This window comes from Modestobacter sp. SYSU DS0290, assembly GCF_054050955.1.
Window position 1 is genome coordinate 81,874 of record NZ_JBJHAI010000012.1, and the last position, 23,725, is coordinate 105,598.

The 23,725-nt window shown below is 74.9% G+C and carries 22 protein-coding genes; 12 read left to right on the forward strand and 10 right to left on the reverse strand.

The features are described from left to right. Position 1: 1 nt before the first annotated feature. Entirely contained in the window at positions 2–976 is a 975-nt protein-coding gene (locus ACI795_RS11985) for a DUF5937 family protein (RefSeq protein WP_457075726.1), read from the reverse strand. A gap of 55 nt (positions 977–1,031) precedes the next feature. Here ACI795_RS11985 and ACI795_RS11990 point away from each other — a divergent pair, with 55 nt between their 5' ends. From ACI795_RS11990 to ACI795_RS12000, 3 genes are all read left to right on the forward strand, one after another. Next, positions 1,032–2,318 carry an MFS transporter gene (locus tag ACI795_RS11990; protein WP_457075727.1) on the forward strand — a complete coding sequence of 429 codons (1,287 nt, stop codon included), beginning with the start codon at positions 1,032–1,034 and terminating at the stop codon, positions 2,316–2,318. A gap of 140 nt (positions 2,319–2,458) precedes the next feature. Further along, entirely contained in the window at positions 2,459–3,733 is a 1,275-nt protein-coding gene (locus tag ACI795_RS11995; RefSeq protein ID WP_457075728.1) for a DUF222 domain-containing protein, read from the forward strand. 65 nt (positions 3,734–3,798) lie between these two features. Then, a complete protein-coding gene (locus ACI795_RS12000; RefSeq protein ID WP_457075729.1) occupies positions 3,799–4,209 on the forward strand; it encodes an NUDIX domain-containing protein in 411 nt (136 codons plus the stop codon). Positions 4,210–4,448: 239 nt separating this feature from the next. Here ACI795_RS12000 and ACI795_RS12005 read toward each other — a convergent pair whose 3' ends face one another. Both ACI795_RS12005 and ACI795_RS12010 read right to left on the reverse strand, forming a co-directional pair. Then, a complete protein-coding gene (locus ACI795_RS12005) occupies positions 4,449–5,978 on the reverse strand; it encodes a hypothetical protein (protein ID WP_457075730.1) in 1,530 nt (509 codons plus the stop codon). Further along, the gene (locus tag ACI795_RS12010; RefSeq protein WP_457075731.1) at positions 5,975–6,520 is read right to left on the reverse strand and encodes a SigE family RNA polymerase sigma factor; all 546 of its coding nucleotides are present in this window, start codon (positions 6,518–6,520) and stop codon (positions 5,975–5,977) included. Before ACI795_RS12010 ends, ACI795_RS12005 begins: the two co-directional genes overlap by 4 nt. Positions 6,521–6,675: 155 nt before the next feature. Here ACI795_RS12010 and upp point away from each other — a divergent pair, with 155 nt between their 5' ends. The 4 genes from upp to ACI795_RS12030 all read left to right on the forward strand — a co-directional run bounded on the left by upp (position 6,676) and on the right by ACI795_RS12030 (position 9,149). Then, the gene (upp, locus tag ACI795_RS12015; protein ID WP_457075733.1) at positions 6,676–7,299 is read left to right on the forward strand and encodes a uracil phosphoribosyltransferase; all 624 of its coding nucleotides are present in this window, start codon (positions 6,676–6,678) and stop codon (positions 7,297–7,299) included. A 1-nt stretch (position 7,300) separates the two neighbouring features. Beyond that, a complete protein-coding gene (locus ACI795_RS12020) occupies positions 7,301–8,188 on the forward strand; it encodes a Gfo/Idh/MocA family protein (RefSeq protein WP_457075734.1) in 888 nt (295 codons plus the stop codon). Next, positions 8,185–8,613: a DUF805 domain-containing protein gene (locus ACI795_RS12025; protein ID WP_457075736.1), complete on the forward strand. Its 429-nt coding sequence runs from the start codon at positions 8,185–8,187 to the stop codon at positions 8,611–8,613. The genes ACI795_RS12020 and ACI795_RS12025 overlap by 4 nt, the downstream gene beginning before the upstream one ends. Before the next feature lie 107 nt (positions 8,614–8,720). Continuing rightward, positions 8,721–9,149, forward strand: coding sequence for a DUF805 domain-containing protein (locus ACI795_RS12030; RefSeq protein WP_457075737.1), 429 nt, complete (start codon positions 8,721–8,723; stop codon positions 9,147–9,149). A 36-nt stretch (positions 9,150–9,185) separates the two neighbouring features. Here ACI795_RS12030 and ACI795_RS12035 read toward each other — a convergent pair whose 3' ends face one another. From ACI795_RS12035 to ACI795_RS12065, 7 genes are all read right to left on the reverse strand, one after another. Further along, the gene (locus ACI795_RS12035) at positions 9,186–10,367 is read right to left on the reverse strand and encodes a cytidylyltransferase domain-containing protein (protein WP_457075738.1); all 1,182 of its coding nucleotides are present in this window, start codon (positions 10,365–10,367) and stop codon (positions 9,186–9,188) included. Beyond that, the gene (locus tag ACI795_RS12040) at positions 10,349–11,239 is read right to left on the reverse strand and encodes an N-acetylneuraminate synthase family protein (RefSeq protein WP_457075739.1); all 891 of its coding nucleotides are present in this window, start codon (positions 11,237–11,239) and stop codon (positions 10,349–10,351) included. Before ACI795_RS12040 ends, ACI795_RS12035 begins: the two co-directional genes overlap by 19 nt. A 78-nt stretch (positions 11,240–11,317) precedes the next feature. Further along, positions 11,318–12,964 carry a phospho-sugar mutase gene (locus ACI795_RS12045; RefSeq protein WP_457075740.1) on the reverse strand — a complete coding sequence of 549 codons (1,647 nt, stop codon included), beginning with the start codon at positions 12,962–12,964 and terminating at the stop codon, positions 11,318–11,320. Beyond that, the gene (locus tag ACI795_RS12050) at positions 12,961–13,827 is read right to left on the reverse strand and encodes an NAD-dependent epimerase/dehydratase family protein (protein ID WP_457075741.1); all 867 of its coding nucleotides are present in this window, start codon (positions 13,825–13,827) and stop codon (positions 12,961–12,963) included. The genes ACI795_RS12045 and ACI795_RS12050 overlap by 4 nt, the downstream gene beginning before the upstream one ends. A 97-nt stretch (positions 13,828–13,924) precedes the next feature. Continuing rightward, entirely contained in the window at positions 13,925–14,386 is a 462-nt protein-coding gene (locus ACI795_RS12055; RefSeq protein ID WP_457075742.1) for a hypothetical protein, read from the reverse strand. Next, positions 14,383–15,087 (reverse strand): hypothetical protein, encoded by a 705-nt coding sequence (locus tag ACI795_RS12060; protein WP_457075743.1) that lies wholly within the window; start codon positions 15,085–15,087, stop codon positions 14,383–14,385. Before ACI795_RS12060 ends, ACI795_RS12055 begins: the two co-directional genes overlap by 4 nt. A gap of 94 nt (positions 15,088–15,181) precedes the next feature. Beyond that, positions 15,182–16,000 (reverse strand): purine-nucleoside phosphorylase, encoded by an 819-nt coding sequence (locus ACI795_RS12065; RefSeq protein ID WP_457075744.1) that lies wholly within the window; start codon positions 15,998–16,000, stop codon positions 15,182–15,184. Between the two features lie 83 nt (positions 16,001–16,083). Here ACI795_RS12065 and ACI795_RS12070 point away from each other — a divergent pair, with 83 nt between their 5' ends. From ACI795_RS12070 to meaB, 5 genes are read left to right on the forward strand one after another with little or no spacing between them, the layout of a single operon-like run. Continuing rightward, a complete protein-coding gene (locus ACI795_RS12070; protein WP_457075745.1) occupies positions 16,084–17,247 on the forward strand; it encodes a glutamate--cysteine ligase in 1,164 nt (387 codons plus the stop codon). Next, entirely contained in the window at positions 17,244–18,470 is a 1,227-nt protein-coding gene (locus ACI795_RS12075) for an amidohydrolase (protein WP_457075746.1), read from the forward strand. Before ACI795_RS12070 ends, ACI795_RS12075 begins: the two co-directional genes overlap by 4 nt. 56 nt (positions 18,471–18,526) lie before the next feature. After that, on the forward strand, positions 18,527–20,404 hold the full coding sequence (locus ACI795_RS12080) for a methylmalonyl-CoA mutase subunit beta (protein WP_457075747.1): 1,878 nt from the start codon (positions 18,527–18,529) through the stop codon (positions 20,402–20,404). Then, a complete protein-coding gene (gene scpA, locus ACI795_RS12085; RefSeq protein WP_457075748.1) occupies positions 20,401–22,611 on the forward strand; it encodes a methylmalonyl-CoA mutase in 2,211 nt (736 codons plus the stop codon). Before ACI795_RS12080 ends, scpA begins: the two co-directional genes overlap by 4 nt. Further along, the gene (meaB, locus tag ACI795_RS12090) at positions 22,608–23,636 is read left to right on the forward strand and encodes a methylmalonyl Co-A mutase-associated GTPase MeaB (protein WP_457075749.1); all 1,029 of its coding nucleotides are present in this window, start codon (positions 22,608–22,610) and stop codon (positions 23,634–23,636) included. Before scpA ends, meaB begins: the two co-directional genes overlap by 4 nt. Positions 23,637–23,725: the final 89 nt, after the last annotated feature.

A 23,725-nucleotide genomic window follows, 5' to 3' on the forward strand; every position in this document is an offset into this window, starting at 1 on the left:
CTCAGCGAGCGGCGGCCAGCAGGTCGTCCCCCAGCGGCGAACGCCGGTACAGCACGGCGCGGCCGTAGCGGGCGGAGAGCAGCAACCCCGCCGCCCGCAGCGCCCGCAGGTGCTGATTGACCGCAGCGGGGGTGACCCCGGCCCGCGCCGCGAGCTCGGTCGAGGACGCCGGTGTGCCGAGCTGCTGCAGCAGCTCCGCGCGCACCCGGCCGATGACCCCGGCCAGCGCGCCGGCGGCGGGTGAGCGGTCGCGCTCCCAGAGGGTGCCGAGCCCCCGGACGCCGTACATGAGCAGGGGTGGCTCGGCGGGGGAGATGGGGGCGGAGGCGCTGCGGGTGAACATCGTCGGGGTGAGGGTGAGCCCGTCCCCCTGCGTGGACCGGGCGTAGGTGACGCCGGTGTGCATCCGCACCCGGACCACGCCGTCCGCGAACGACACCCCCTCGGCCAGGCCGGCGAACATGTGCGCGAGCCCGTGGCGGGCCATCTCGCGGCCACGGTGCATCACGTCGGCCTCCAGCAGGGCGCGCATCCGCGGCCAGTCGTCGGCGAAGCAGCGGTCCCAGTACCGGGCCAGGGCGTCGACGATCCGATCGAGCACCTGGGGCGCCGGGCCGCGCAGGACCTCGGGGAGGTCGGCGGGGTCGGTGACCGCGTGCACCGCCATCACGTCCGGGATCACCCGCTCCTCCGGCGTTCCCCGGAGGGCGGTCAGCTCGTCCTCGATCCGGGTCAACGGTGAACCGGGGCGTGGGGTCAGGAAGTCCGGTGTCCACAGCCGGGCGTCGGTCAGCGCGAGCAGCAGGGGGGCGTCGAGCTCGGACCTCGCCTCCGTGACGCGCCGGAGCCAGGGCAGGTGCAGCGGGTGCCGGCCCGGGTCGCGCCAGGCGCGCAGCGAGAGGACCAGTTCGTTGAGCGGCGAGATGGCGAAGCGCACGTCGGCCAGGTCCATCCCGGCCAGCTCGTAGCGGATCATCAAGCACAACGCTATCTCCGTGTGCCTGCCGCGCCCCGGGTGGCAGGAAGACCACGTGCAGACGGTGAACGTTCACGGCGGACCCCTGGCCGGCATGCGGGAGACGCTGGCGCCGCACGACCCGGTGGCCCGCGCGCTGACCTGGGCCACCATGGCCACCTCGCTGAGCAGTGGCGTCTTCTACACGGTGAGCGCGCTGTTCTTCACCCGGGTGCTGGGCATGTCCGCCACGACCGTCGGGGCCGGCCTCACGGTCGCCGGGGCAGCTGGCGTCGCGGGCTCGCTGGGGGCGGGGTTCCTCGCCGACCGGCTCGGCGCCCGGCGACTCCTCCTCCTGGCGACGCTGGGTCAGGGGCTGGCTCTGGTGGCCTACGTGGGTGCCAGGACGACGGCCTTGTTCATCGCCGTTGCCTGCTGCGCCGTGGGCCTGCGCTACACCCAGTCGACGGCGCGGCAGGCCGTGCTCGCCCGCAGCTTCACCGGCGCTGACCGGGTCGTCGTCCGAGCCCGGCTGCGGGTGGTGACCAACGTGTTCATCGGGCTGGGGACGGTCCTGGCGGGGGTGGCGCTGCTGGTGGACACCGGCGTCGCCTACCGGGCGGCGATGCTCGTCTCCGGGCTGTTCGTGCTGGTGTCCTGCCCGCCGCTGCGCCGCCTGGCCCGGCAGGGGGAGCCGGTCGGGAGTGACGGGCTGCCGGATCCGCTGGCCGCGGGGACCCGGGGCCCCTCACCGCTGCGGGACCGCCGGTACCTGGCGGTGACCGGGCTGAGCGCCGTGATGGCGATGCACTTCGGGCTGCAGACCGTCGGGGTGCCGCTGTGGGTGGCGTCGCACACCGACGCGCCGGCGGTGACGGTCTCGGCGTTGCTCGTGCTCAACACGGTGGTGGTCGCGCTCTTCCAGGTGCGGGCCGCCCGCGGGACCGACGATGTCAGGGTCGCCGGTCGCGTGGTTGCCCGGGCGGGGCTGTTGCTGGCGCTTGCCTGCGCGTTCTACGCGGTGGCGGGTGCCGGGGGAGCGGCCGTCGCCGTGGCGGTGCTGGTGCTGGCGGTGCTGGCTCATTCGGGTGCGGAGATGTGGGCGGAGGCGGGCAACTGGGGCCTCGCCTTCGAGCTCGCCGACCCGCGCAGCGCCGGCGCCTATCAGGGGGTGAGCCAGACCGGCTACTCCCTGGGCGCCATGCTCGCCCCGCTGGTGGTCACTGCGACCGCCATCGAGCACGGTGTCGTCGGGTGGGGGGTGCTGGCGGCGGTGTTCGCCGCCGCCGGAGGCGTCACCTGGGTCATCGCCCGGCGGGTGCCGTCGGGGCTGGGTCCGGCCGCCGGGCCGTCGGGTGATTGAGCGGTGGCTCAACCGATCGAGCCGGGTGTCAAGGCTCCCAGCTGATCTGTGGACAGGTCGTTGACCTGCGGATTCGACTGGTGAGGCTGCCCATTCGTCGATAGAGTTCGAACACACATTCGAATGGCGGGGGGGTGTCCGTGGGCGGCTCGGTGACGCTGGACGCCCCTGCGCCGAACGTGGTCGCGGAGCTCCCCACGGACGACCTGTCGGGGTTGGGCGTGCTGTCGGCGTTGGACTCTCGGGTGGGCGAGGAACTGCACGGGCTCCGCGATGGTGCAGTGCTGGAGCGGACGGCGTTGCTGGTGGCCGCGCGGAACCGGCTGGACGCCGAGCTGGCCCGCACGGTGCGGCACGCGGAGCTGACCCAGGCCGCGGAGCGTGATGGGCTGAAGTCGATGCGGTCGTGGCTGCTCGGGCACGCCCGCCTGTCGGTTGGTGAGGCGTCGCGGGTGGTGCGGGCTGGCCGGGTGCTGGAGTCCTTCCCGGCGCTGGCAGCCGGGTTCGAGCGCGGTGAGGTCACCGCGGCGCAGGTCGACGTGGTCGCCGGCGCGGTCGGCCCGGGCGAGGTGGCCCGAGCCGAGGAGCAGGGGATCGACCTGGCCGCGTTCGACTCCGCATGGGCGGATGTCGCGCGGGGGGCGCCGCATGCGTCGCTGGTCGTGGCGGTGCGGGCGTTCGAGGACGCACTGGACCCCGACGGGCCGGAGCCGGATCCCACGGAGGGGCGGCGGCTGAGCATCGCCACGCACGCCGACGGGAGCATCACCGCGCGGCTGGATGCCGATGCCGTGGGTGGGGAGAAGTTCAAGGCGGCGGTCGAGTCGATGCTGCAGGCAGACCGGCCGAAGGGCGACACCCGCACCCGCGCGCAGCAGCAGGCCGATGCGCTCGTGCAGCTGTGCGACAACGCCCTCGCGTCCGGCGGCTTGCCGACGCTGCGCACGGAGAAGCCGCACGTGGTCCTCGGTCTGGACGTGGAGGACCTGGCCGCCCCGGGGACCGGTGCCGGTGCGGCGCAGACCGGTTTCGGGGCGGTGATCTCCGCCGCGCGGGCCCGGTGGCTGGCCTGTGACGCGGTGGTCTCCCGGATCGTGCTGGGCCCGGACGGGGAACCGCTGGAGCTGGGCCGCAAGCACCGGGTGGTCACCCCCGGGCTGCGCCGGGCGGTGGTGGCGCGGGACAAGAGCTGCGTGTTCGCCGGGTGCGGGGCGCCGCACTGGTGGGCCGACGTGCACCACCTGGTCCACTGGATCAACGGTGGTGAGACGTCGTTGAGCAACTCGGCGTTGCTGTGCGAACGGCACCACACCAAGGTCCACCACGGGTTCCGGATCGAGCGACAACCCGACGGACGATGGCGCACGTGGCGGCCCGACGGCACCGAGATCCTGATCGGGCCCCTGCTCACCTGATCCCGGCGGAGCCCGCCTCAGGTGGCTGCTCGAGGGCCGGACGTCGGGCGTGGTCGACTGCTCACGTGCACCACGTCGTCACCGGGGCGCTCCTCCAGGATGGACGGGTCCTGCTCACCCACCGGTCACCGCACCGCCGCTGGTACCCCGACGTCTGGGACCTGCCCGGTGGACACGTCGACGACGGCGAGACGGAGCTCGATGCGCTCCGCCGCGAGCTGCGCGAGGAACTCGGGGTCGAGGCGCTGGCCATCGACCCCGAGCCGGTGGCGCGCATCAGTGACCCGGCCGCGGACCTGAGCCTGGGCGTCTGGGCGGTGCGCGCCTGGCGCGGGACGCCCACCAACGCCTGCCCTGACGAGCACGACGAGATCCGGTGGGCCGACGGAGCCGGCCTGCCGTCGCTGGAGCTCGCCCACCCCGGCTACCTGCACCTGCTGAGCGCGCTGCTCACCGCGAGCGCGGACGCCGGCTGACGCACGGCTGCGACCCGTCAGGCGATGGCCCGCCAGCCGATGGCCCGGGCCGTCCCGATCCGATCAGTCGGCCGTTCGGTGCGGCCCGGGCACGGGCGGGTGGGGCAGGGCGACGGCGGACCGGATCCCCGACGGTGGCGTCCGGCGGGGGCCTAGCGCGAAGCGGCGCTGTCGGGCGTCCTCGATGAGCTGTCGCGCCGCCAGGACGCTGGCTGGTTCGGCCTCGGGCCGCAGCCGGTTCACGCCGGCGGGGGGATCGGGGTGGCGAACGACGTCGTGGAGCTGCTCCCGAAGTCGCCCCAGGAGCCGATCTGCCCGGAGCTGATCGGCTCCGCCGGGGTCAGCCGGCCGTTCCGGTCGACCACCTGGACGGCGGACGCACCCGCCGGGAAGGGCAGGCTCGTGACGCCTTCCTCGAGGGGCACCCGTACCTGCTGCGCGCCGTCAGCGTCGAGGACCACCGCCTCGGTGGCACCCCGCGGTCCGCTGATGACCAGGGTCCGGATGCCCACCTCCATGTCGATGGCGACGACGTCGCCCTCGACCGGGTCGTCCGCCGGGCGGACGTCCAGGTAGCTCACCGCCTGGTCCGGCGTGCGCCCGGCGGGTGCGGGTTCCCCGGGCGTGCGGGTGTGCCCGCCGACGAGCAGGCGAGCGCCCGAGGGCATCCGGATGCTGTACACCGTGATCAGCGGTGCCGATCCGGTCGCCGGCGAACCCGCGTCCGGTCCCTGGAACACCTGCACGAGCTCGGGGGCGCCGCCGTCCGCGAGGTCCGTCAGCTCCGTCCCGAACGGCCCCAATGCGGTCGTCAGCGCCTGGTCCAGGTAGTCGTGGCCGGGGTCGACCGTGCCGGCGAAGCGGCTCTGGATCCCCACCGGCCACCCCCGCGCGTCGTCCGGGTCGATCCCGGCGGCCGGTCCGGCGACGCTGGGCGCGGTGCGCCAGATGTCCTCGCCACCCCGGAGGACGCGGACGCTGGCGGGGACGCCGAACCGGGTGGAGCTCTCCAGCGCGGTTACGACCACGCCGTCCCGGTCCTCGTCGGCGACGGGCTCGAAGGAGCGGCGAACGGTGCCGTCGGCGTCCAGCACCGCCCGGTCGGACACCTGCACCTGGTCACCGGGAGCGGTCACGACCACCAGGGAGCGCTGGGGGTCACGGAGGTCGACGTGCGCGAGCGGCTCGTCGCCGACCCGGGTCTGCGGGGTCCCGGAGATGCTCATCTCGTCCGCGCCGGCACCGGCCGGGCCGGTGAACCAGGCCACCGTGTCCCCGCCGGCAGCGCGCAGGGCGACCAGGGCCCATCGGCCTCCGGGCACGTCGCCGGCGAACAGGACCTCCCGCTGGTCGGGGCGGTAGGCGGCGGCCAGGTCCACCGTCACCGACGTCCAGTCCTCGGCCGGCTGGGGCTGCGGGTCGATGGTGAACCCGGTGCCGTCGGGTGAGCGCCACTGCTGGTAGGTCCACGGCAGCTCGCGCAGGGCCGCGAGGAACGCCGGGTCCTCGGCCAGCGAGCCACGGGTGCCGGCGGCCGAGGCGCCGCCGACCGCCTCGGCCGCCTGCCCGCCGGGGACGTCGCGGAGGCTGCCGACGACGGGCACCAGAGCGACCACCAGGACGACGGCCAGTCCGGTGCCCACGGTCGTGAGCCGGCGGTTGCGCTGGGTGCGGCGTCGCGCCAGGACGTCGTCGGCGAGCCGGGGTGACGGGGCGGCGGCCTGGTCCGCCAGGTGGTCGAGGTCGATCCGGAGCTGGTCGGTGTTCACGGTCGCCTCCTGGGGGTGACGCCGGCGTCGTCCATCGGTCGTGCCGGCTGGGCAGCGGCGTCGCTGGCCGCGAGGTGCTCCCGCATCCGGGTCAGGGCGCGGGAGGTCTGGCTCTTGACGTTGCCCACCGAGCACCCCAGGACCCGGGCGGTGTCGGCCTCGGAGAGGTCCTCGTGGAACCGGAGCACCAGCACGGCCCGCATCCCCGGGGACAGGGACTGCAGTGCGGCTGTCGTCCGGTCGGCCGGGGTGAAGTGCTCGTGCGCCGGCGGCAACGCCTCGTCGTGGTCGGCGATGAGGCGCTCGGGCACGCGGCGGCGACGACGCCAGCTGGTGTGGGTGTTCACCAGCGCGGTACGTGCGTAGCCGTAGGCGAGCTCCGGGTCGGACAACCGCGCCCAGCGCCGGGACACCTGCATCAGTGCCGTCTGCAGCAGGTCCTCGGCGTGCCCGTGGTCCCCGGTCAGCAGGAAGGCCGTGCGCATCAGACCTGGCGACCAGGTCCGCACGAACGCGTGGAAGGACACGTCGTCCGGCTCCACTGCACCTCCGTCTCCCGGGTCACCGTGGAGTCCGCACCCCACTACCTGAAGACACGCTCAGGAGTCCCTCAGAGGTTGCACGGGACCGAGGAACACCGTCCCCACCGCCCGGCTCAGCGCCTGACCGGCCACGGGGGGCCGATACGGTGTGCGCCGTGCAGCTGACCGTCGTCGACCACCCGATCGCCCGCGCCCGCCTGTCCCGGATGCGCGACGAGCGCACGGACAACGCCGCGTTCCGCGCCGCCCTGCGCGAGCTGACCCAGATGCTGGTCTACGAGGCCACCCGTGACCTCGAGGTCGTCGAGGAGTCGATCACCACCCCGGTCACCGGCACCATCGGCTACCGGCTGGCCGGCCCGCCGCTGATCGTCCCGGTGCTCCGCGCCGGCCTCGGCATGGCCGACACCGCGCACGGCATGCTGCCGGAGTCGCAGATGGGCTTCGTCGGCCTCGCCCGCAACGAGGTCACCTTCCAGCCCGAGGCCTACATGGCCTCGCTGCCGGAGTCGCTGGTCGGCCGGGCGGTCTTCGTGCTCGACCCGATGCTGGCCACCGGTGGATCGCTGGTGCACTGCTGCACGCTCCTCACCGACCGCGGCTGCACCGACATCACCGTGCTCTGCGTGCTCGCCGCGCCCGAGGGGATCGAGCGCCTGGAGAACAGCGGCCTGCCGCTGCGCGTCTTCACCGCCAGCATCGACCAGGGCCTGGACGAGAACGCCTACATCGTCCCCGGCCTCGGTGACGCCGGGGACCGCCAGTTCGGCGCCGTCTGACATGCGGTTCGGGGTGCTCGGCACCGGGTTCTGGGCCACCGAGGTGCACGCCGCCTCGCTGGCGGCGCACCCGGACGCGGAGCTGGTCGGCGTGTGGGGCCGGGACCTGGCCAAGGCGAAGGCGGCCGGGGCGCGGTTCGAGGTCCCGGGCACCGTCGACCTCGACGCGCTCCTCGCCGACGTCGACGCGGTGAGCTTCGCGCTGCCGCCGGACGTGCAGGCCCCGCTGGCCGAGCGGGCCGCAGCAGCCGGCAAGCACCTGCTGCTGGAGAAGCCGGTCGCACTGTCGGTCGACGCCGCCGACCGGGTGGTCGCCGCCGTGGAGTCCGCCGGCGTCGCCTCGGTCGTCTTCTTCACCAACCGCTTCCGGACGGCGACGTCCACGTGGCTCGAGCAGGCGTCCCGCACCCGCCTGGCCGGTGGCGCGGTCACCTGGCTCGGCCGGCTGACCGGCTCGCCGTTCGACACCCCCTGGCGGCGGGAGCACGGCGCGCTCTGGGACGTCGGACCGCACGCGCTCTCCCTCCTCGTCCCGGCGCTCGGTCCGGTCAGCGCCGTCCAGGCGGGTGCGGGGCAGGGGGACACGGTGCACCTGGTGCTCACCCACCCCGAGGGCCGCGCGAGCACGGTGACCGTCTCCAGCACGGTGGCCGGGCTGGCCACCGGCATCGACATCGGGGTGCACGGGGACGCCGGTCGGCTCGTGCTGCTCCCGGAGTCCGGCACGGCGGTCGAGGCGCACGGCGTGGCCGTCGACGAGCTGCAGGCGGCCGCGCTCACCGGCGGTGCGCACCCGTGCGACGTGGCGTTCGGCCGGGACGTCGTCCGGGTGCTCGAGGCCGCGCAGCGGGCCCTGGCCAGTGGCTGCCGGGAGGCCGTCACGCCGTGACCGGCAACGACGGCCGGGTCGGCCCCGTCGCCTGGTACGTCCCGACCGGGCGGATCCAGCGCAGCGACTGGTGGCTGCGCTACGTGCTCGTCATCCTGTTCATCGGGGTGCTGGCCTCGCTGGTCGACGCATCGACCTTCCCGGACGCCTTCCCGCGCTTCGAGGACCGGGAGAACGCCCTGGACGTCGCCGACCTGCTGTGGGCCTTCCCCAGCCAGGGCGGCCCGGTGACCGTGCTGGCCGCGCTCGTGCTGGTCGTGCCGAACGTCGCGGCCACCGTGACCCGGCTGCACGACCGCGACCACTCGGCCTGGTGGCTCCTGTGGGCGCTGCTGCCGGGGGTCGGCTGGCTGGTGCTGCTGGTGACCGCCGGGTTCCTCGGCACCCAGCCGCACGCCAACCGGTACGGCTCGCCACCGACCTGACCGTCCACCGTGTCACCCGGCCGGGGGACAGACGCCACCCTGCGTGACCGCCACGATGAGCCGCCGGCCGTCCGGACGGCGCCCAACCGCAACGACGACGAGGTCCCGTGAGCATCGCCCAGTGGTACGTGTCCCGCGGGCGGATCTCCCGCCGCACCTTCTGGCTGCACTACGTGCTGCCGATCCTGCTGCTCAACGCCCTGGCCGTCGCCGCCGACCTGGCCCTCGGCTTCAGCGAGGTGACCGGCACGACGGCCACGACCACCAGCGCCAGCCTGCAGACGACGCTCGGTGTGCTGTCGCCGATCGTCGGGCTGCTGACGCTGGTGCCGTCCTTCTCCTCCAACGTCACCCGCCTGCACGACCGCGGGCACTCGGCCTGGTGGCTGCTCATCGGTCTGATCCCGCTGGTGGGCGGCCTGGTCCTGCTGGTCCAGCTCGGGTTCCTGCCCGGGGAGGACCACGCCAACGACTACGGCCCGCCCCCGGCCGCTGAGCACGTGCCCGAGCCGGGCTACCCGCAGAGCTACCGCTGACCGGTCCGCGGGCACGCGCCGGCTTCGCCTGCGGGTTCAGGCGTCCAGTGGCGGCCGGGCCACGAGTCCCCGGAGCAGCCGGTCGGCGGCCTCGCGGAAGGCCCCCGACCCACCGGCAGCCGACGTGACGTAGCCGGCCACGTGTCGGACCTCGGGGACGGCGTCCGCGGGGCAGGCGGACCAGCCGACGCTCGCCAGCAGCTGGGCGTCGTGGACGTCGTCGCCGATGTAGGCGATCTCCCGCAGGCTGAGCCCTCGCCGCTGGGCGATCGCCACCACGTCGGAGAGCTTGTCGGTGGAGGCGAGGCAGACCTCGTCCAGCCGCAGCTTCGCCGCTCGCTCGGTCAGGCTGGGGCCGGCCTCGGAGGTGATGATCCCGGTGGCGACGCCGGCCTCGCGCAGCAGCTGGAAGCCCTTGCCGTCACGGGCGGAGAACACCTTGCCCTCCCGGCCGGCCTCGCCGTAGAGCAGACCGTTGTCGGTCAGCACCCCGTCGACGTCGGTGAGGACCAGGCGGATCGGCGACCGCAGCACCTCCGGCCGGTGCCCGTGCACGCGCAGCAGGGCGTCCACCACCACCAGGTCGGCAGGGTCGTCGATCTCGTGGCCGGCCGCGCGGGGGGTCTCCACCAGGGCGACCGCACCGCTGAGGCGCGATCCCGTCGCCAGCAGCGCGGTGCGGTGGGTGGCGTAGACGGCTCCGGACTCGACGAGGTCACCGGACCAGTCCTGCCGCCTCGGCCGGCGCACCGGGTCGTAGTTCACGGGCAGGCCGGTCCCGCCCTCTCCGGCCTGCCACCGGAAGGCGTGCGTCCGCACGACGGTCAGCGCACTGTCGGCGCCGGCCTCGAGCGCCCGGACGCACCGGTCGACGTGCTCCGGGGTGGTCAGCGGGCTCGTCGCCTGGAGGAGGACGACCACGTCGCACTCGGCACCGCTGGCCCACTCGAGCATCGCCGACTCCGTCGAGGCGGTGTCGGTCGCCGTCGCCGGGTCACGCCGGTGCACGGTGACCCGGTCACCGAACGCCTCGGCCACCGCGGCGATGACCGGGGAGTCGGTCGACACCACGACCTCGTCCACCGTGCCGGCCTGCAACGCCGCCCGGATCGACCACGCCACCAACGGACGGTCCCCGACGAGTGCGACGTTCTTGAGCGGGATGCCCTTGCTGCCGCCGCGGACGGGGATGAACGCGACTACACGCCGTCGGTCCACTTGAGCTTCTCCCGGGTGGCCTTCTCGACCTCGAGCAGGTCGTCGGACTTGTAGGTCAGGGCCTGGGCCACGTTGCGCGTGTCGCGCTTCAGCTTGCGCAGGCCGTCGGGCTCCAGCGAGGCGGCGTGGTCGGTGCCCTTGGCGGTGCGGTCGAGCGTGAAGTGCCGCTCGATCGTCCGGGCACCGAGCGCCAGCGCGGCGACGTCGGCCGCGATGCCGAGGTGGTGCCCGGAGAAGCCGATCTCCTTCACCACGTCACCGAGGTCCGCGCGCAGCCGGGTGATCTCCAGCAGCGCCAACTGGTCGAACGGCACGGGGTAACCGGAGGTGCAGGCGTACAGCACGACGTCGGCGGCCCGGCCGCGGGAGACCAGGAACTCGACGATCCGCTCCTCCTCGGCCCGCGTCGTCATGCCCAGCGAGATGTGGATCTCCCCGCCGAACCGGTCACACAGCGTGCCGAGGACGGAGAAGTTCAGGTTGGTCGCCGACGGCACCTTGATGAACTCGGGGGCGAGGTCGGTGATCGCCTCCGCCGAGGGCACGTCCCAGACCGACGTGGAGTAGACGACGCCGTTGTCCTCGCAGTGCTGCTTGAGCTCCCGGTGCTGGTCCACGGAGAACTCCAGGTACTCCCGGTGCTCGCCGTAGGTCCGGCCGAAGCTGTGCATCGGGTTGGGGTGCGGCCGGTCGTACTCCTCCTGCGTGAAGAGGACCCGGTTGTCCCGCTTCTGGAACTTGACCGCGTCGACCTCGCAGAAGGTGGCGGCGATGGAGATCATCCGCTTGGCGAGGTCCAGGTCGCCGGCGTGGTTCCCGCCGATCTCGGCGATGACCCGCGGCGCCGCGGGTGGGTTGGTCGTCGAAGTCACGTGTGTCCTCTTGGGGTGTCGGGCGCCGTGGGACGGCGCCGGGTGAGCGGTGCCCGCGCTGGTCGCGGGCGCGTCGGATCAGCGATCGGCCGGGGTGGAGAGCCCCAGTGCGGTGGTCATCTCGGTGCGCAGCCGGGTCAGCTCCGCGGTCGCCCGCTCGCGGGCGGCGGGCACCGCGGCGGCGTCGGCCACCGGGACGACCGTCTCCAGGTAGGCCTTCAGCTTGGGCTCGGTGCCGCTGGGCCGCACGACCACCCGGACGCCGTCCCCGGTCAGCCGCACCCCGTCGACCGGCGGTTCGGCGTGCGCCAGGTCGGTGGCCTCGACGTCCCGGCCCAGCAGCTGCGCCGGGGGCCGGGCGCGCAACCGGGCCATCGCCCCGGTGATGACCGAGAGGTCCTCCACCCGCACCGACAGCGGTCCGGTGGCGAAGAGCCCGTGCTCCACCGCCAGCTCGTCGAGCCGGTCGGTGAGCGTCCGGCCGTCGGCGTGCAGCTCGGCCGCGAGCAGCGCGACCGCCAGGGCCGCGGAGATGCCGTCCTTGTCGTGCGCGACGCCGGGCGTCACGGCGTAGCCCAGCGCCTCCTCGTAGCCGAACACCAGCGGCGCCGCGGCCGAGCCGGCCCGGATGATCCACTTGAAGCCGGTCGGGGTCTGCTCGAACCGTGCGCCGTGCGCCCGGGTCAGCTCGCCCAGCAGGGAGCCGCTCACCAGCGAGCAGGCGTAGGTTCCGCGCACCCCCCGGCGCAGCAGCCAGTCGGCCAGCAGCACACCCACCTCGTCGCCGGTCAGCTGCCGCCCGCCCACGACCACCGAGCAGCGGTCGGCGTCCGGGTCCTCGGCGATCGCGACGTGGGCACCGGCCTGCTCGGCGCGGGCCACCAGGAGGTCGACCGCTCCCGGTTCCTCGGGGTTGGGGAAGGCGACGGTCGGGAACGCCGGGTCCGGCCGGTCCTGCTGCGGCACGGTGTGCAGCGGCCCGAAGCCGGCCGCCTCGAACACCCGGCGGGTGGTGGCCGAGCCGACGCCGTGCATCGCGGTGTAGGCGACGGTGAGCCGCTGCCGGTCGGCCAGCGCCACCCGGCCGGGCTCCAGCGCGTCGACGACGGCGGTCACGTAGTCGGCCTCGACGTCGTCGGAGCAGGTGACCCAGTCGTCGCTGCGCGGCAGCGACCGCAGCGACCCCACGGCGGCGATCGCCGCCTCGATCTCCCGGTCGGCCGGCGGCACCAGCTGGGCGCCGTCGCCCAGGTAGACCTTGTAGCCGTTGTCCTGCGGCGGGTTGTGGCTCGCGGTGACCATCACCCCGGCGACCGCGCCCAGGTGCCGGACGGCGAAGGACAGCACCGGGGTGGGCAGCGGCCGGGGCAGCACCTGGACGGCGAAACCGGCTCCGGCCAGCACCTCGGCGGAGAGCCGGGCGAACTCGTCGGAGCGGTGGCGGGCGTCGTAGCCGATGACGACGCCGCCCCCGGCGTGCCCGGCGCCGCGCAGCCAGGCGCCCAGGCCGGCCGCGGCCCGGGTCACGACAGCGGCGTTCATCCCGGCCGGCCCGGCGCGCAGCGGGCCGCGCAGGCCAGCGGTGCCGAAGGTCAGCGGACCGGCGAAACGACGCGCCAGCTCCTCGGTGTCCTGCGCCTCGATCAGCGCCGCGATCTCGGCCCGGTCGCCGTCGTGCGGGTCGTCCTCGGCCCAGGTGCGGGCGGTGGTCAGCACGTCGGTCACTGCTGCTGCCCCTCGATCTCCTCGGCGTCGAAGGAGGCGAGCGTGTACTCCCCGCCGACCAGGGTGTGCACCGGGTCGGTCGGGTCGGGCTCGCCGTGCGCGGCGATGAGTGCGGCGGCGTGGCGCTCGGCGTCGTCCACGGGGCGGTAGCCCAGCGCACGGGCCGCGGTGAGGTCCCACCAGTTGCGGGTGTTGTCCGACACGCCCCACACCACGGCGAAGCCGGGGGAGGGGGTGCGCAGCGCGGCGTCGACGAGACCCACCTGGTCGGTGGGGGACAGCCAGGTGGCCAGCTGGCGCAGGGTGGTCGGCTCGGGGAAGGCGCTGCCGATCCGCAGGCAGACGACGTCCATGCCGTACCGGTCGACGTACAGGGCTCCCAGGCCCTCCATCGCCACCTTGGAGACGCCGTAGTAGGTGTCCGGGCGGTGCGGCGCATCCTCCTCGCGGAGCAGCCCCTGCCCCGGCCGGGGCGTGTACCCGGTGGCGTGGTTGCTGCTGGCGAGCACGACCCGCCGGACACCGGCGCGGCGGGCGGCCTCCAGTGCGCAGTAGGTGCCCTCGATGTTGGCCGAGCGGATCGCCGGCCAGGTCGACTCCCCGGAGATGCCGGCCAGGTGCACGACGGCGCCGGCGCCCGCGGTCGCCTCGACCATCGCATCGAGGTCGGTGACGTCCGCGACCACGGTCTCCTCACCTGCGCGGGGCTCGGTGATCGGGGCGACGTCGAGGCTCCGCAGCGACCAGCCGCGCTCGGGCAGGCCGCCGCGCAGGACCGTGCCGATCCGCCCGGCGGCACCGGTCACCAGGACCGGACCGGGCCTCCCCGGTGTCTCGGGCACGTCGTTGCTGGGTCGGTCCACGGGTCCCCCTCGTCGGTGGTCGGCCGCGTCCGACCGTACGGGTGCGGCCGGGGCGGACGGCCACCCCGGCCGGGTGAGCGGTCGCCGGACCGCTCGCTCAGTGCGTCTCGAGGCGGCGGAGTCGTTCCTCGTAGGCCGCCACGGTGCTCAGCCGGGCGCGCACCTGGGCGTGCTCCCGCCGGATCTGGGCCAGCAGCCTGCGCGCGTCGTCCGCCTCCTGGGCGGGGACGTCGGCGACGGGGGACACGGTGTCGTCGCCCTGCCGGAGCCGCTCGACCCGCTCCTCGAGCCCGGCGAGGGCCGGCGCGATCCGGTCCACGTCGAAACGCAGCCCGTCCACGGCTGCCCGCAGCTCCGCCACCTCGGCGGCCACGGCACCGATGCGCGCCCAGTGCTCGTGCCGGGAGCGTTCGTGCTCGTCCAGCAGTGCCTGGGCAGCGCCGAGCCGGTCGTGCAGGTGGGCGATGTCGGGCTCGACCCGGTCCCGCACGAAGCGGTGGCCGATCCGGCGCAGCCGGCCGGCGCCGGGGAGGGCCGCGGCCAGGCGACGGGCGTTCACGGGAGCACCTCGACGCGGCCGGCCGCGGTCATCCGCCGGAGGAGGGCGGCCTCGGCCCGCAGGTCGTGTTCGTCGTTGACCGGGGACGGCGCCCCGTAGGCGTGGGCCCAGCTCCGCTGCTCCGTGTCCTCGAGCATGGAGAACCCGGTGACCCGGACCACTGCGTCCGGGAAGGCGTGCGCTGCCAGCACGACCGCGGTCGTCCCGGTGGTGGCCCACTGCGGCCGCTCGGCCCGGTCCAGGCCGAGCTCGGTGACCAGCGGCAGGGTGACCTCACGGTTGGGGATCGGCACGAGTCCCAGGTCCGCGGGCCACCACGGAGGGACCACCTCGACGTCCCAGTGGACCCGGCCGGGCTCGTTGAGCAGGTACAGCCGGTGGCTGTAGTCCTCGAACAGCCACGGGGTGGCCCGCACCGCCCACTGGAGCACGACGACGTCGGCCCGGCGACCGACGGTCGGGGCTCCTCCGGGCTCGTCGAGGGCGAACCCGTTGACCCGGATCACGAGGTCGGCGTCGTCGATCGAGGCAGCCCGGCGGGCGTCGGGGAGCAGCGGCGCGTTGCCGACCACGGCGACGGTCCGCACCGGCAGCCGGACGGCGTAGGCGGACAGCAGCGCGACGAGCGGCCCGGTCGTCCTCGGTGGCCCGGCCTCGGCGGCGAGCGCACCCGCTGCTGGGGTGGTCATCAGGTCGGTCATCCACTCGACGCTAACAAGGGAGCAGCTGTGGAGCCGACATCCGGACGTGGCCGGCGCAACGCCGGCCACACCCGTCCCGGCAGTGTCGCGGGCGTCAGTCCATGCGACCGATCAGCTGGACCAGGAACTCCCCGAGCCGGCCGGCGGCGGCCTTGCCTGCCTCGAGCACCTCGAGGTGGTCCAGCGCCTCCCCGGTGATCCCGGCCGCGGCGTTGGTGACCATCGACAGCCCGAACACCTCCAGGCCCGCGGCCCGGGCGGCGATCGCCTCCAGCGCCGTCGACATGCCGACCAGGTCGGCGCCGAGGGTGGTCAGCATCCGGATCTCGGCCGGGGTCTCGAAGTGCGGGCCGGGCAGGGCGGCGTAGACGCCCTCGGCCAGAGACGGGTCGATCTCCTTGGCCAGCGCGCGCAGCCGGGCGGAGTACAGGTCGGTGAGGTCGACGAAGGTGGCGCCGACCAGCGGGGAGCGGGCAGTGAGGTTCAGGTGGTCGCTGATCAGCACCGCCTGGCCGACCCGGTGCTCCGGCCGCAGCCCGCCGGCGGCGTTGGTCAGCACGACGGTGCGGACACCCGCGGCGGCGGCGGTGCGGATGCCGTGCACCACCGGCTCGACGCCGCGGCCCTCGTAGAGGTGGGTGCGGCCCAGGAACAGCAGCACCTTGCGGTCGCCCACCCGGACGGAGCGGATCTGCCCGCCGTGGCCGGTGACGGTGGGGGCGGTGAAGCCGGGGAGGTCGCCGATGGCGACGGTGGCCAGCGTCTCGCCGAACGCGTCGGCGGCCGGCGCCCAGCCCGAGCCCATGACGACGGCGACGTCGTGGTCCCCGCCGACGGCGGCGGTCAGCTGCTCGGCGGCCTGGGCGGCCAGCGCGGTGGGATCGGACGGAGGTGCTGCGGTGGGCTCGCTCACCTGCGCGAGCATAGGGATCCGGTCGGACACCGCACCCGCTCGCACGACCGGCGGCCCGCCTCCGCCGCTCCTAGACTCGCGGGGTGCAGATCCCCTTCCACTCGTCCGAGCGTGCCTCCCTGGGAGTGGAGTGGGAGCTCCAGCTGGTCGACCGGGAGACCGGTGAGCTGACCTCCGGCGCCACCGAGATCCTGGCCGAGCTCACCCCCGACGGGCTCGAGGAGCACCCGAAGGCCAAGCACGAGCTGCTGCAGTCGACCGTCGAGGTCATCACCGGGATCTGCACCACCGTCGCCGAGGCCAAGGCCGACCTCGCGGGCACCCTCGCCGAGGTCGTCGCGGCGGCCGACCGGCGCGGCCTGGACCTGATGTGCGCCGGCAGCCACCCGTACACCCGCTGGGACACCCAGGAGATCTCGCCGAAGGAGCGGTACGCCGAGCTGGTCGAGCGGATGCAGTGGCCGGCCCGGCGGCTGCAGATCTTCGGGGTCCACGTGCACGTGGGCGTCCGCTCGCCGGACAAGGCGATGCCGATCGTCAACGCCCTGCTGCAGTACGTGCCGCACTTCCTGGCGCTGTCGGCGTCCTCTCCGTTCTGGTCCGGCTGCGACACCGGGCTGGCCTCGGTGCGCACCAAGGTCTTCGAGGGGATGCCGACCGCCGGCCTGCCCTACCAGCTCACCGACTGGGCCGGGTTCGAGGAGTACATGGGCACGCTGATCGCGGCCGGGGCGATCGAGAGCGTCCGCGAGGTGTGGTGGGACGTGCGTCCACACCCGGACTTCGGCACCGTCGAGCTGCGCATCTGCGACGGCCTGCCCACCCTCGACGAGATCGGCGCGGTCGCCGCCCTGGCCCAGTGCCTGGTCGAGCAGCTCGACACCCAGCTCGACCGCGGCTACACCCTGCCCACGCCGGCCGGCTGGATCGTCCGGGAGAACAAGTGGCGCGCGGTGCGGTACGGCCTGGACGCCCGGATCGTCGTCGACGAGCAGGGCACCGTCGCCCCCGTCCGGGAGGCGCTGGCCGAGCTGATCGAGGAGCTGCTGCCCACGGCCCGCAAGCTGGGCTGCGAGGCCGAGCTGCTCGACGTCCGGCGGGTGCTCGCCGTCGGAGGCTCCTACCAGCGGCAGCGCGCGGTCGCGGCGGCACACGACGGCGACCTGCGCCCGGTCGTCGGCAGCCTGGTCGCCGAGCTGCGCGACGGCCTGACCGACGTCGACAGCGCCGCCGGGGAGCCGCGGTGAGCGACGAACGCCCCCGGGACGGCGCCGGCGCGGAGCTGGACGACTGGACCCGGGACCACCAGGCCGAGCTGGTCGCCGTCCGCCGGCACCTGCACGCCCACCCCGAGCTGGGGTTCGCCGAGCACGAGACGACCGCCCACCTCGAGCAGCGGCTGTCCGCGGCCGGGCTGCGGCCCCGTCGGCTGCGCTCGGGCACGGGCCTGGTCTGCGACGTGACCGGCGACCCCGACGGCCCCGTCGTGGTGCTGCGGGCCGACATCGACGCCCTGCCGCTGGCCGACCTCAAGGACGTGCCCTACCGCTCCACCCGGGAGGGCCTCTGCCACGCCTGCGGGCACGACGTGCACACCACCGTGCTGCTCGGCGTCGCGCTCGCCCTCGCCGCGCAGGAGCACCTGCCCGGCACCGTCCGCTGCGTCTTCCAGCCGGCCGAGGAGCAGGTGCCCGGCGGGGGGCTGGCGGTCGTCGACGAGGGGGTGCTGGCCGGCGCCACCCGGGCGTTCGCGCTGCACTGCGACCCGTCGCTGCCGGTCGGCCGGGTAGGGCTGCGCACCGGGGCGATCACCGCCGCCTGCGACCGGGTGGAGGTCACCCTGACCGGGCCCGGTGGGCACACCGCCCGCCCGCAGCTCACCGTCGACCTGGTGCACGCGCTGGGCCGGGTGGTCACCGAGGTGCCCGGACTGCTCTCCCGGGTCGTCGACCCGCGGTCGAGCCTGTCGCTGGTGTGGGGGTCGGTCAGCGCCGGCGTCGCGGCCAACGCGATCCCGCAGACCGGCACGCTGCGCGGCACGCTGCGGGTGCTGGACCGCTCGGTGTGGAACGAGGCGGAGGAGCTGGTCCGGCGGCTGGTCACCGAGGTCGCGACCGGGTCCGGGGCCGGGGTGTCGATCGAGTACGTGCGCGGCGTCCCCCCGGTGGTCAACGACCCGCGCAGCGTCGCCCTGCTGCGCGGGGCGGCGATCGAGACCGTCGGTGGGGACGGCGTGGTCCAGTCCCCGCAGAGCATGGGCGGGGAGGACTTCGGCTGGTTCGCCGAGGTGCTGCCCATCGCGCTGGCCCGGCTGGGCACGGCGGGGGACGGCCCGCCGCTGGACCTGCACCGGGGCACCTTCGACGTCGACGAGCAGGCGATCGGCGTCGGCGTCCGGCTGCTGGCCCGCGCCGCGCTGCAGGCGCTCGCCGCCGACGCGGTCGTCCCCGTGGGTGACCCCGCCCGGTAGATCGTGTAGAGCTTGGGCCCACGAGCCGAGTGGCACCGAGAGGCGGGGACCCGACGATGAGCTCCACCGACCAGCAGGCGGGGCGCCCGACCGGGCCGCCTCCTGCCGAGCCGGCCACTCCGGACGACCTCGCGCTGGCCGCGGGCTTCCCGGCCGCCACCCGGGAGCAGTGGCGGGAGCTGGTGGCCGGGGTGCTGCGCAAGGCCGGGCGCGACGACCTGCCCGACCCGGTCGAGGACGCGCTGCGGCAGACGGTGGCCACCGGGGTCGCGGTCGCGCCGCTGTACACCGCCGAGGACGTCGCCGACCTGCCCGCCGCCGTCGGCGTGCCCGGGCTGCCGCCGTACGTCCGCGGGTCCCGGGTCGCGTCGGTGCCCGCCGTCGACGGGGAGCTGACCGTGCCCGGCGGCTGGGACGTCCGGCAGCGGCACAGCGATCCCGACGTGGCGCGCACCCGGGAGGCGATCGCCGCCGACCTGGAGAACGGCGTCACCTCGCTGTGGCTGGTGCTCGGCGAGGGGGCGGTCCCGGTCGAGGCGCTCGGCGAGGTGCTCGCCGACGTGTACCTCGACCTCGCGCCGGTGACCGTCGACGGGGGTGTGGCCGCGGCCGAGGCGCTCCTCGCGCTCGTCGAGGGGCGGAGCGACCTCGCGCCCGGCGGCTGCCTGGGCCTGGACCCGCTCGGCGTGCAGGCGGCCACGGGGGAGGAGCAGGACCTGGCGGGGCTGGCCGGCGTGGCCCGCCGCGCCCCCGCGGGCTGGCGCACCGTCGTCGTCGGCGGCACCGTGTTCGCCGACGCCGGTGGCTCGGTCGTCGAGGAGCTCGGCTGCGCGGTCGCCGCGGGGGTGGCGTACCTGCGGGCGCTCACCGATGGCGGCCTGAGCACGGAGGAGGCGTTCGGGCAGCTGGAGTTCCGGCTCTCCGCCGGGGTCGACCAGTTCACCACCATCGCCGCGCTGCGCGCCGCGCGCCGGCTGTGGGACCGGGTGGGCGAGGCCAGCGGGGTCGCTCCGGAGCACCGGGCCATGCGCCAGCACGCGGTCACCTCCTCGGCGATGGTCACCCGGCACGGCGCGGCGGTGAACATGCTGCGGACGACGGTCGCCTGCTTCGCCGCGGGCGTCGGCGGCGCCGACGTCGTCACGGTGCAGCCCTTCGACGCCGCCCTGGGCCTGCCCGACGCGTTCGCCCGCCGGATCGCCCGCAACACCCAGACCCTGCTGCTCGAGGAGGGGTCCGTGGGTCGGGTGCTCGACCCGGCCGGTGGCTCCTGGTACGTCGAGGCGCTCACCGAGTCGATCGCCCAGGAGGCGTGGGCCTGGTTCACCGAGGTCGAGCGGGCCGGTGGGCTGCCCGCCGCGCTGGCGTCCGGGCTGGTCGGTGAGCGGATCGCCGCCGCCCGGTCGGTCCGGGAGGAGCGGGTCGCGCACCGCACCGACCCGGTCACCGGCGTCACCGAGTTCCCGGACGCCGCGGAGGTGCTGCCCACCCGCCGGCCGGACCCGTGGCGTCCGCCGTCCGGGCCGGGCGGGCTGCCGCGGGTGCGCACCGCCGAGCGGTTCGAGGCGCTGCGCGACCGGGTCGAGGCCACCGACCCGCGTCCGGCCGTCTACCTGGCCACGCTGGGCCCGGTCGCCCGGCACACCGCCCGCGCCGGCTTCGCCGCCAACCTCTTCGCCGCCGGTGGGCTGCGGACGCCGTCCGGCGACGGCGCCTCCGGGTTCGCCGCCGCGGGGACGACGGTGGCCTGCCTGTGCGGCACCGACCGCGACTACGCCGCCGACGGGGCCGCGCTGGCCGCGGAGCTCCGGGCCGCCGGCGCGACCCAGGTGTGGCTGGCCGGCACCGCGGACGTCGAGGGCGTCGACGGGCACCTGTTCACCGGCTGCGACGCCCTCGCGGTGCTGACCACGGTGGTGGAGGAGTGGGCATGAGCGGGATCCCCGACTTCGGCGACCTGGAGCTCGGTGCACCGCAGGCCGGGGCCACCGGCGCGGACTGGGCGACGGCCTTCGAGCAGGCCACCGGCCGCACCCCGGCCGAGGCGGCGTGGCAGACCCCCGAGGGGATCGTCGTCCCGCCGCTGTACACCCCGGCCGACCTCGCCGGGCTCGACTCGCTGGCCACGTACCCGGGCATCGCGCCCTACCTGCGCGGGCCCTACCCGACGATGTACACCACCCAGCCGTGGACCATCCGGCAGTACGCCGGCTTCTCCACCGCGGCCGCGTCGAACGCGTTCTACCGGCGCAACCTGGCCGCCGGGCAGAAGGGCCTGTCGGTCGCCTTCGACCTGCCCACGCACCGCGGCTACGACTCCGACCACCCGCGCGTGGTCGGCGACGTCGGCATGGCCGGGGTGGCGATCGACTCGATCCTGGACATGCGGCAGCTCTTCGACGGCATCCCGCTGGACCGGATGAGCGTGTCGATGACGATGAACGGCGCGGTGCTGCCGGTGCTGGCGCTCTACGTCGTCGCGGCGGAGGAGCAGGGGGTGAGCCCGGACCAGCTCACGGGGACGATCCAGAACGACATCCTCAAGGAGTTCATGGTCCGCAACACCTACATCTACCCGCCGCAGCCCTCGATGCAGATCATCAGCGACATCTTCGCGTTCACCTCGCAGCGGATGCCGCGGTTCAACTCGATCTCCATCTCCGGCTACCACATCCAGGAGGCCGGGGCGACGGCCGACCTGGAGCTGGCCTACACCCTCGCCGACGGGGTCGAGTACCTGCAGGCGGGCAAGGGCGCGGGCCTGGACGTCGACGCCTTCGCCCCGCGGCTGAGCTTCTTCTGGGCGATCGGCATGAACTTCTTCATGGAGGTCGCCAAGCTGCGGGCCGGGCGGCTGCTCTGGGCCCGGCTGGTGCGCGAGGCCGGCGCGCAGAACCCGAAGTCGATGTCGCTGCGCACCCACTCGCAGACCTCCGGCTGGTCGCTCACCGCGCAGGACGTCTACAACAACGTCGTCCGCACCTGCCTGGAGGCGATGGCCGCCACCCAGGGGCACACCCAGTCGCTGCACACCAACGCCCTGGACGAGGCGCTGGCGCTGCCCACCGACGCCTCGGCCCGGATCGCCCGCAACACCCAGCTGCTGCTGCAGCAGGAGGCCGGGACGACGCGGGTGATCGACCCGTGGGGCGGCTCGGCGTACGTGGAGAAGCTCACCGCCGACCTGGCCCGCCGCGCGTGGGCGCACATCCAGGAGGTCGCCGAGCACGGCGGCATGGCGCAGGCGATCGACGACGGCATCCCGAAGCTGCGGATCGAGGAGGCCGCGGCCCGCACCCAGGCGCGCATCGACGCAGGCACCCAGCCGGTCATCGGCGTCAACAAGTACCGGGTCGACGCCGACGAGGCGGTCGAGGTGCTGCGGGTGGACAACGCCGACGTCCTCGCCCAGCAGAAGGCGAAGCTCGCCGAGCTGCGGGCGACCCGCGACGAGGCCGCGACCACCGACGCGCTGGCCCGGCTGACCGCCGCCGCCCGCGCCGCCGCCGAGGGCAGTCGGGGCCCCGGGCTCGAGCAGAACCTGCTCGCGCTGTCCATCGACGCGGCCCGGGCGCGGGCCACGGTCGGGGAGATCTCCGACGCGCTGGAGGCGGTGTACGGGCGGCACGCCGGTCAGGTGCGCACCATCTCCGGTGTGTACCGGGACGAGGCAGGAGACTCCGGGGCGGTGGCGGAGACCCGCGCGCTGACCGACCGGTTCGCCGAGGCCGAGGGCCGCCGGCCGCGGATCCTGGTGGCCAAGATGGGCCAGGACGGGCACGACCGCGGGCAGAAGGTGATCGCCACCGCCTTCGCCGACCTCGGCTTCGACGTCGACGTCGGCCCGCTGTTCCAGACCCCGGACGAGGTCGCCCGCCAGGCGGTGGAGGCCGACGTGCACGTCGTCGGCGTCTCCTCGCTGGCCGCCGGCCACCTGACCCTGGTGCCCGCGCTGCGGGACGCGCTCGCCGAGCTCGGCGCCGACGACGTGCTGGTCGTCGTCGGCGGGGTGATCCCGCCCGACGACGTGCCGACGCTGCGGGAGATGGGCGCCGCCGCGGTCTTCCCGCCCGGAACGGTCATCGCCCAGGCCGCGCAGGAGCTGCTGCGCACGCTCTCGTCCCGGCTCGGCCACCCGTGACCGAGCCACCTCCCCGGGCTCTCGGTACAGAAAGCCCGGGGCCTTCTGTACCGAGAGCCCGGGAGGTCGACGTCCCGGCGCTGGTGGACGGCGTGCTGGCCGGCCAGCGCCGGGCGGTGGCCCGGGCCATCACGCTCGTCGAGTCACGCCGGGCCGACCACCGGGAGCGGGCGCAGGAGCTGCTGGTGCAGCTGCTGCCGCACGCCGGGGGCGCCCGCCGGGTCGGCATCAGCGGCGTGCCCGGGGTCGGCAAGTCCACGTTCATCGACGCCCTCGGCGTCCAGCTCACCGCCGCCGGGTCGCGGGTCGCGGTGCTCGCGGTCGACCCGTCGTCGGCGCGCTCGGGCGGGTCCGTGCTGGGGGACAAGACCCGGATGAGCCGGCTGGCCGTCGACCCGGCCGCGTTCATCCGGCCTGCGCCGACCGCCGGCACCCTCGGCGGGGTGGCCCAGGCGACCCGCGAGTCGATGGTCGTGGTCGAGGCCGCCGGGCACGACGTCGTCCTGGTGGAGACCGTCGGCGTCGGGCAGTCCGAGACCGCCGTGGCCGAGATGGTCGACTCCTTCCTCTTCCTCACCCTGGCCCGCACCGGCGACCAACTGCAGGGGATCAAGCGCGGCATCCTGGAGATCGCCGACGTCGTCGCGGTGAACAAGGCCGACGGCCCCGGGGAGGCCGACGCCCGGCGGGCCGCCCGCGAGCTGGGCGGGGCGATGCGGATGCTGCGCGGCGCGGCAGTGCCGGTGCTGACCTGCGCCGGGCTCACCGGGGCGGGGCTGGCCGAGGTGTGGGCCGCGGTGGTCGAGCACCAGGACCGGCGGCGGGCCTCCGGCGAGCTGGACCGGCGGCGGCGCGAGCAGCAGGTCCGCTGGCTGTGGCAGCTGGTCCGTGACGGCCTGGAGCACCGGCTGCGCGAGCACCCCGGCGTCCGTTCCCTCGCCCCGGAGCTGGAGCGCGAGGTGCTCGCCGGCGAGCTCACGCCCGCGCTGGCCGCCCGGCAGCTGCTGGGCACCTTCCTCGGCTGACCGGCCGAGCACCCTCCGGGGTGGCGCTCCCGCGTCGGTGGGCGACGGCGGGCGCCGCAACAGTGACAATGGGGCCGGCAGACGACGGT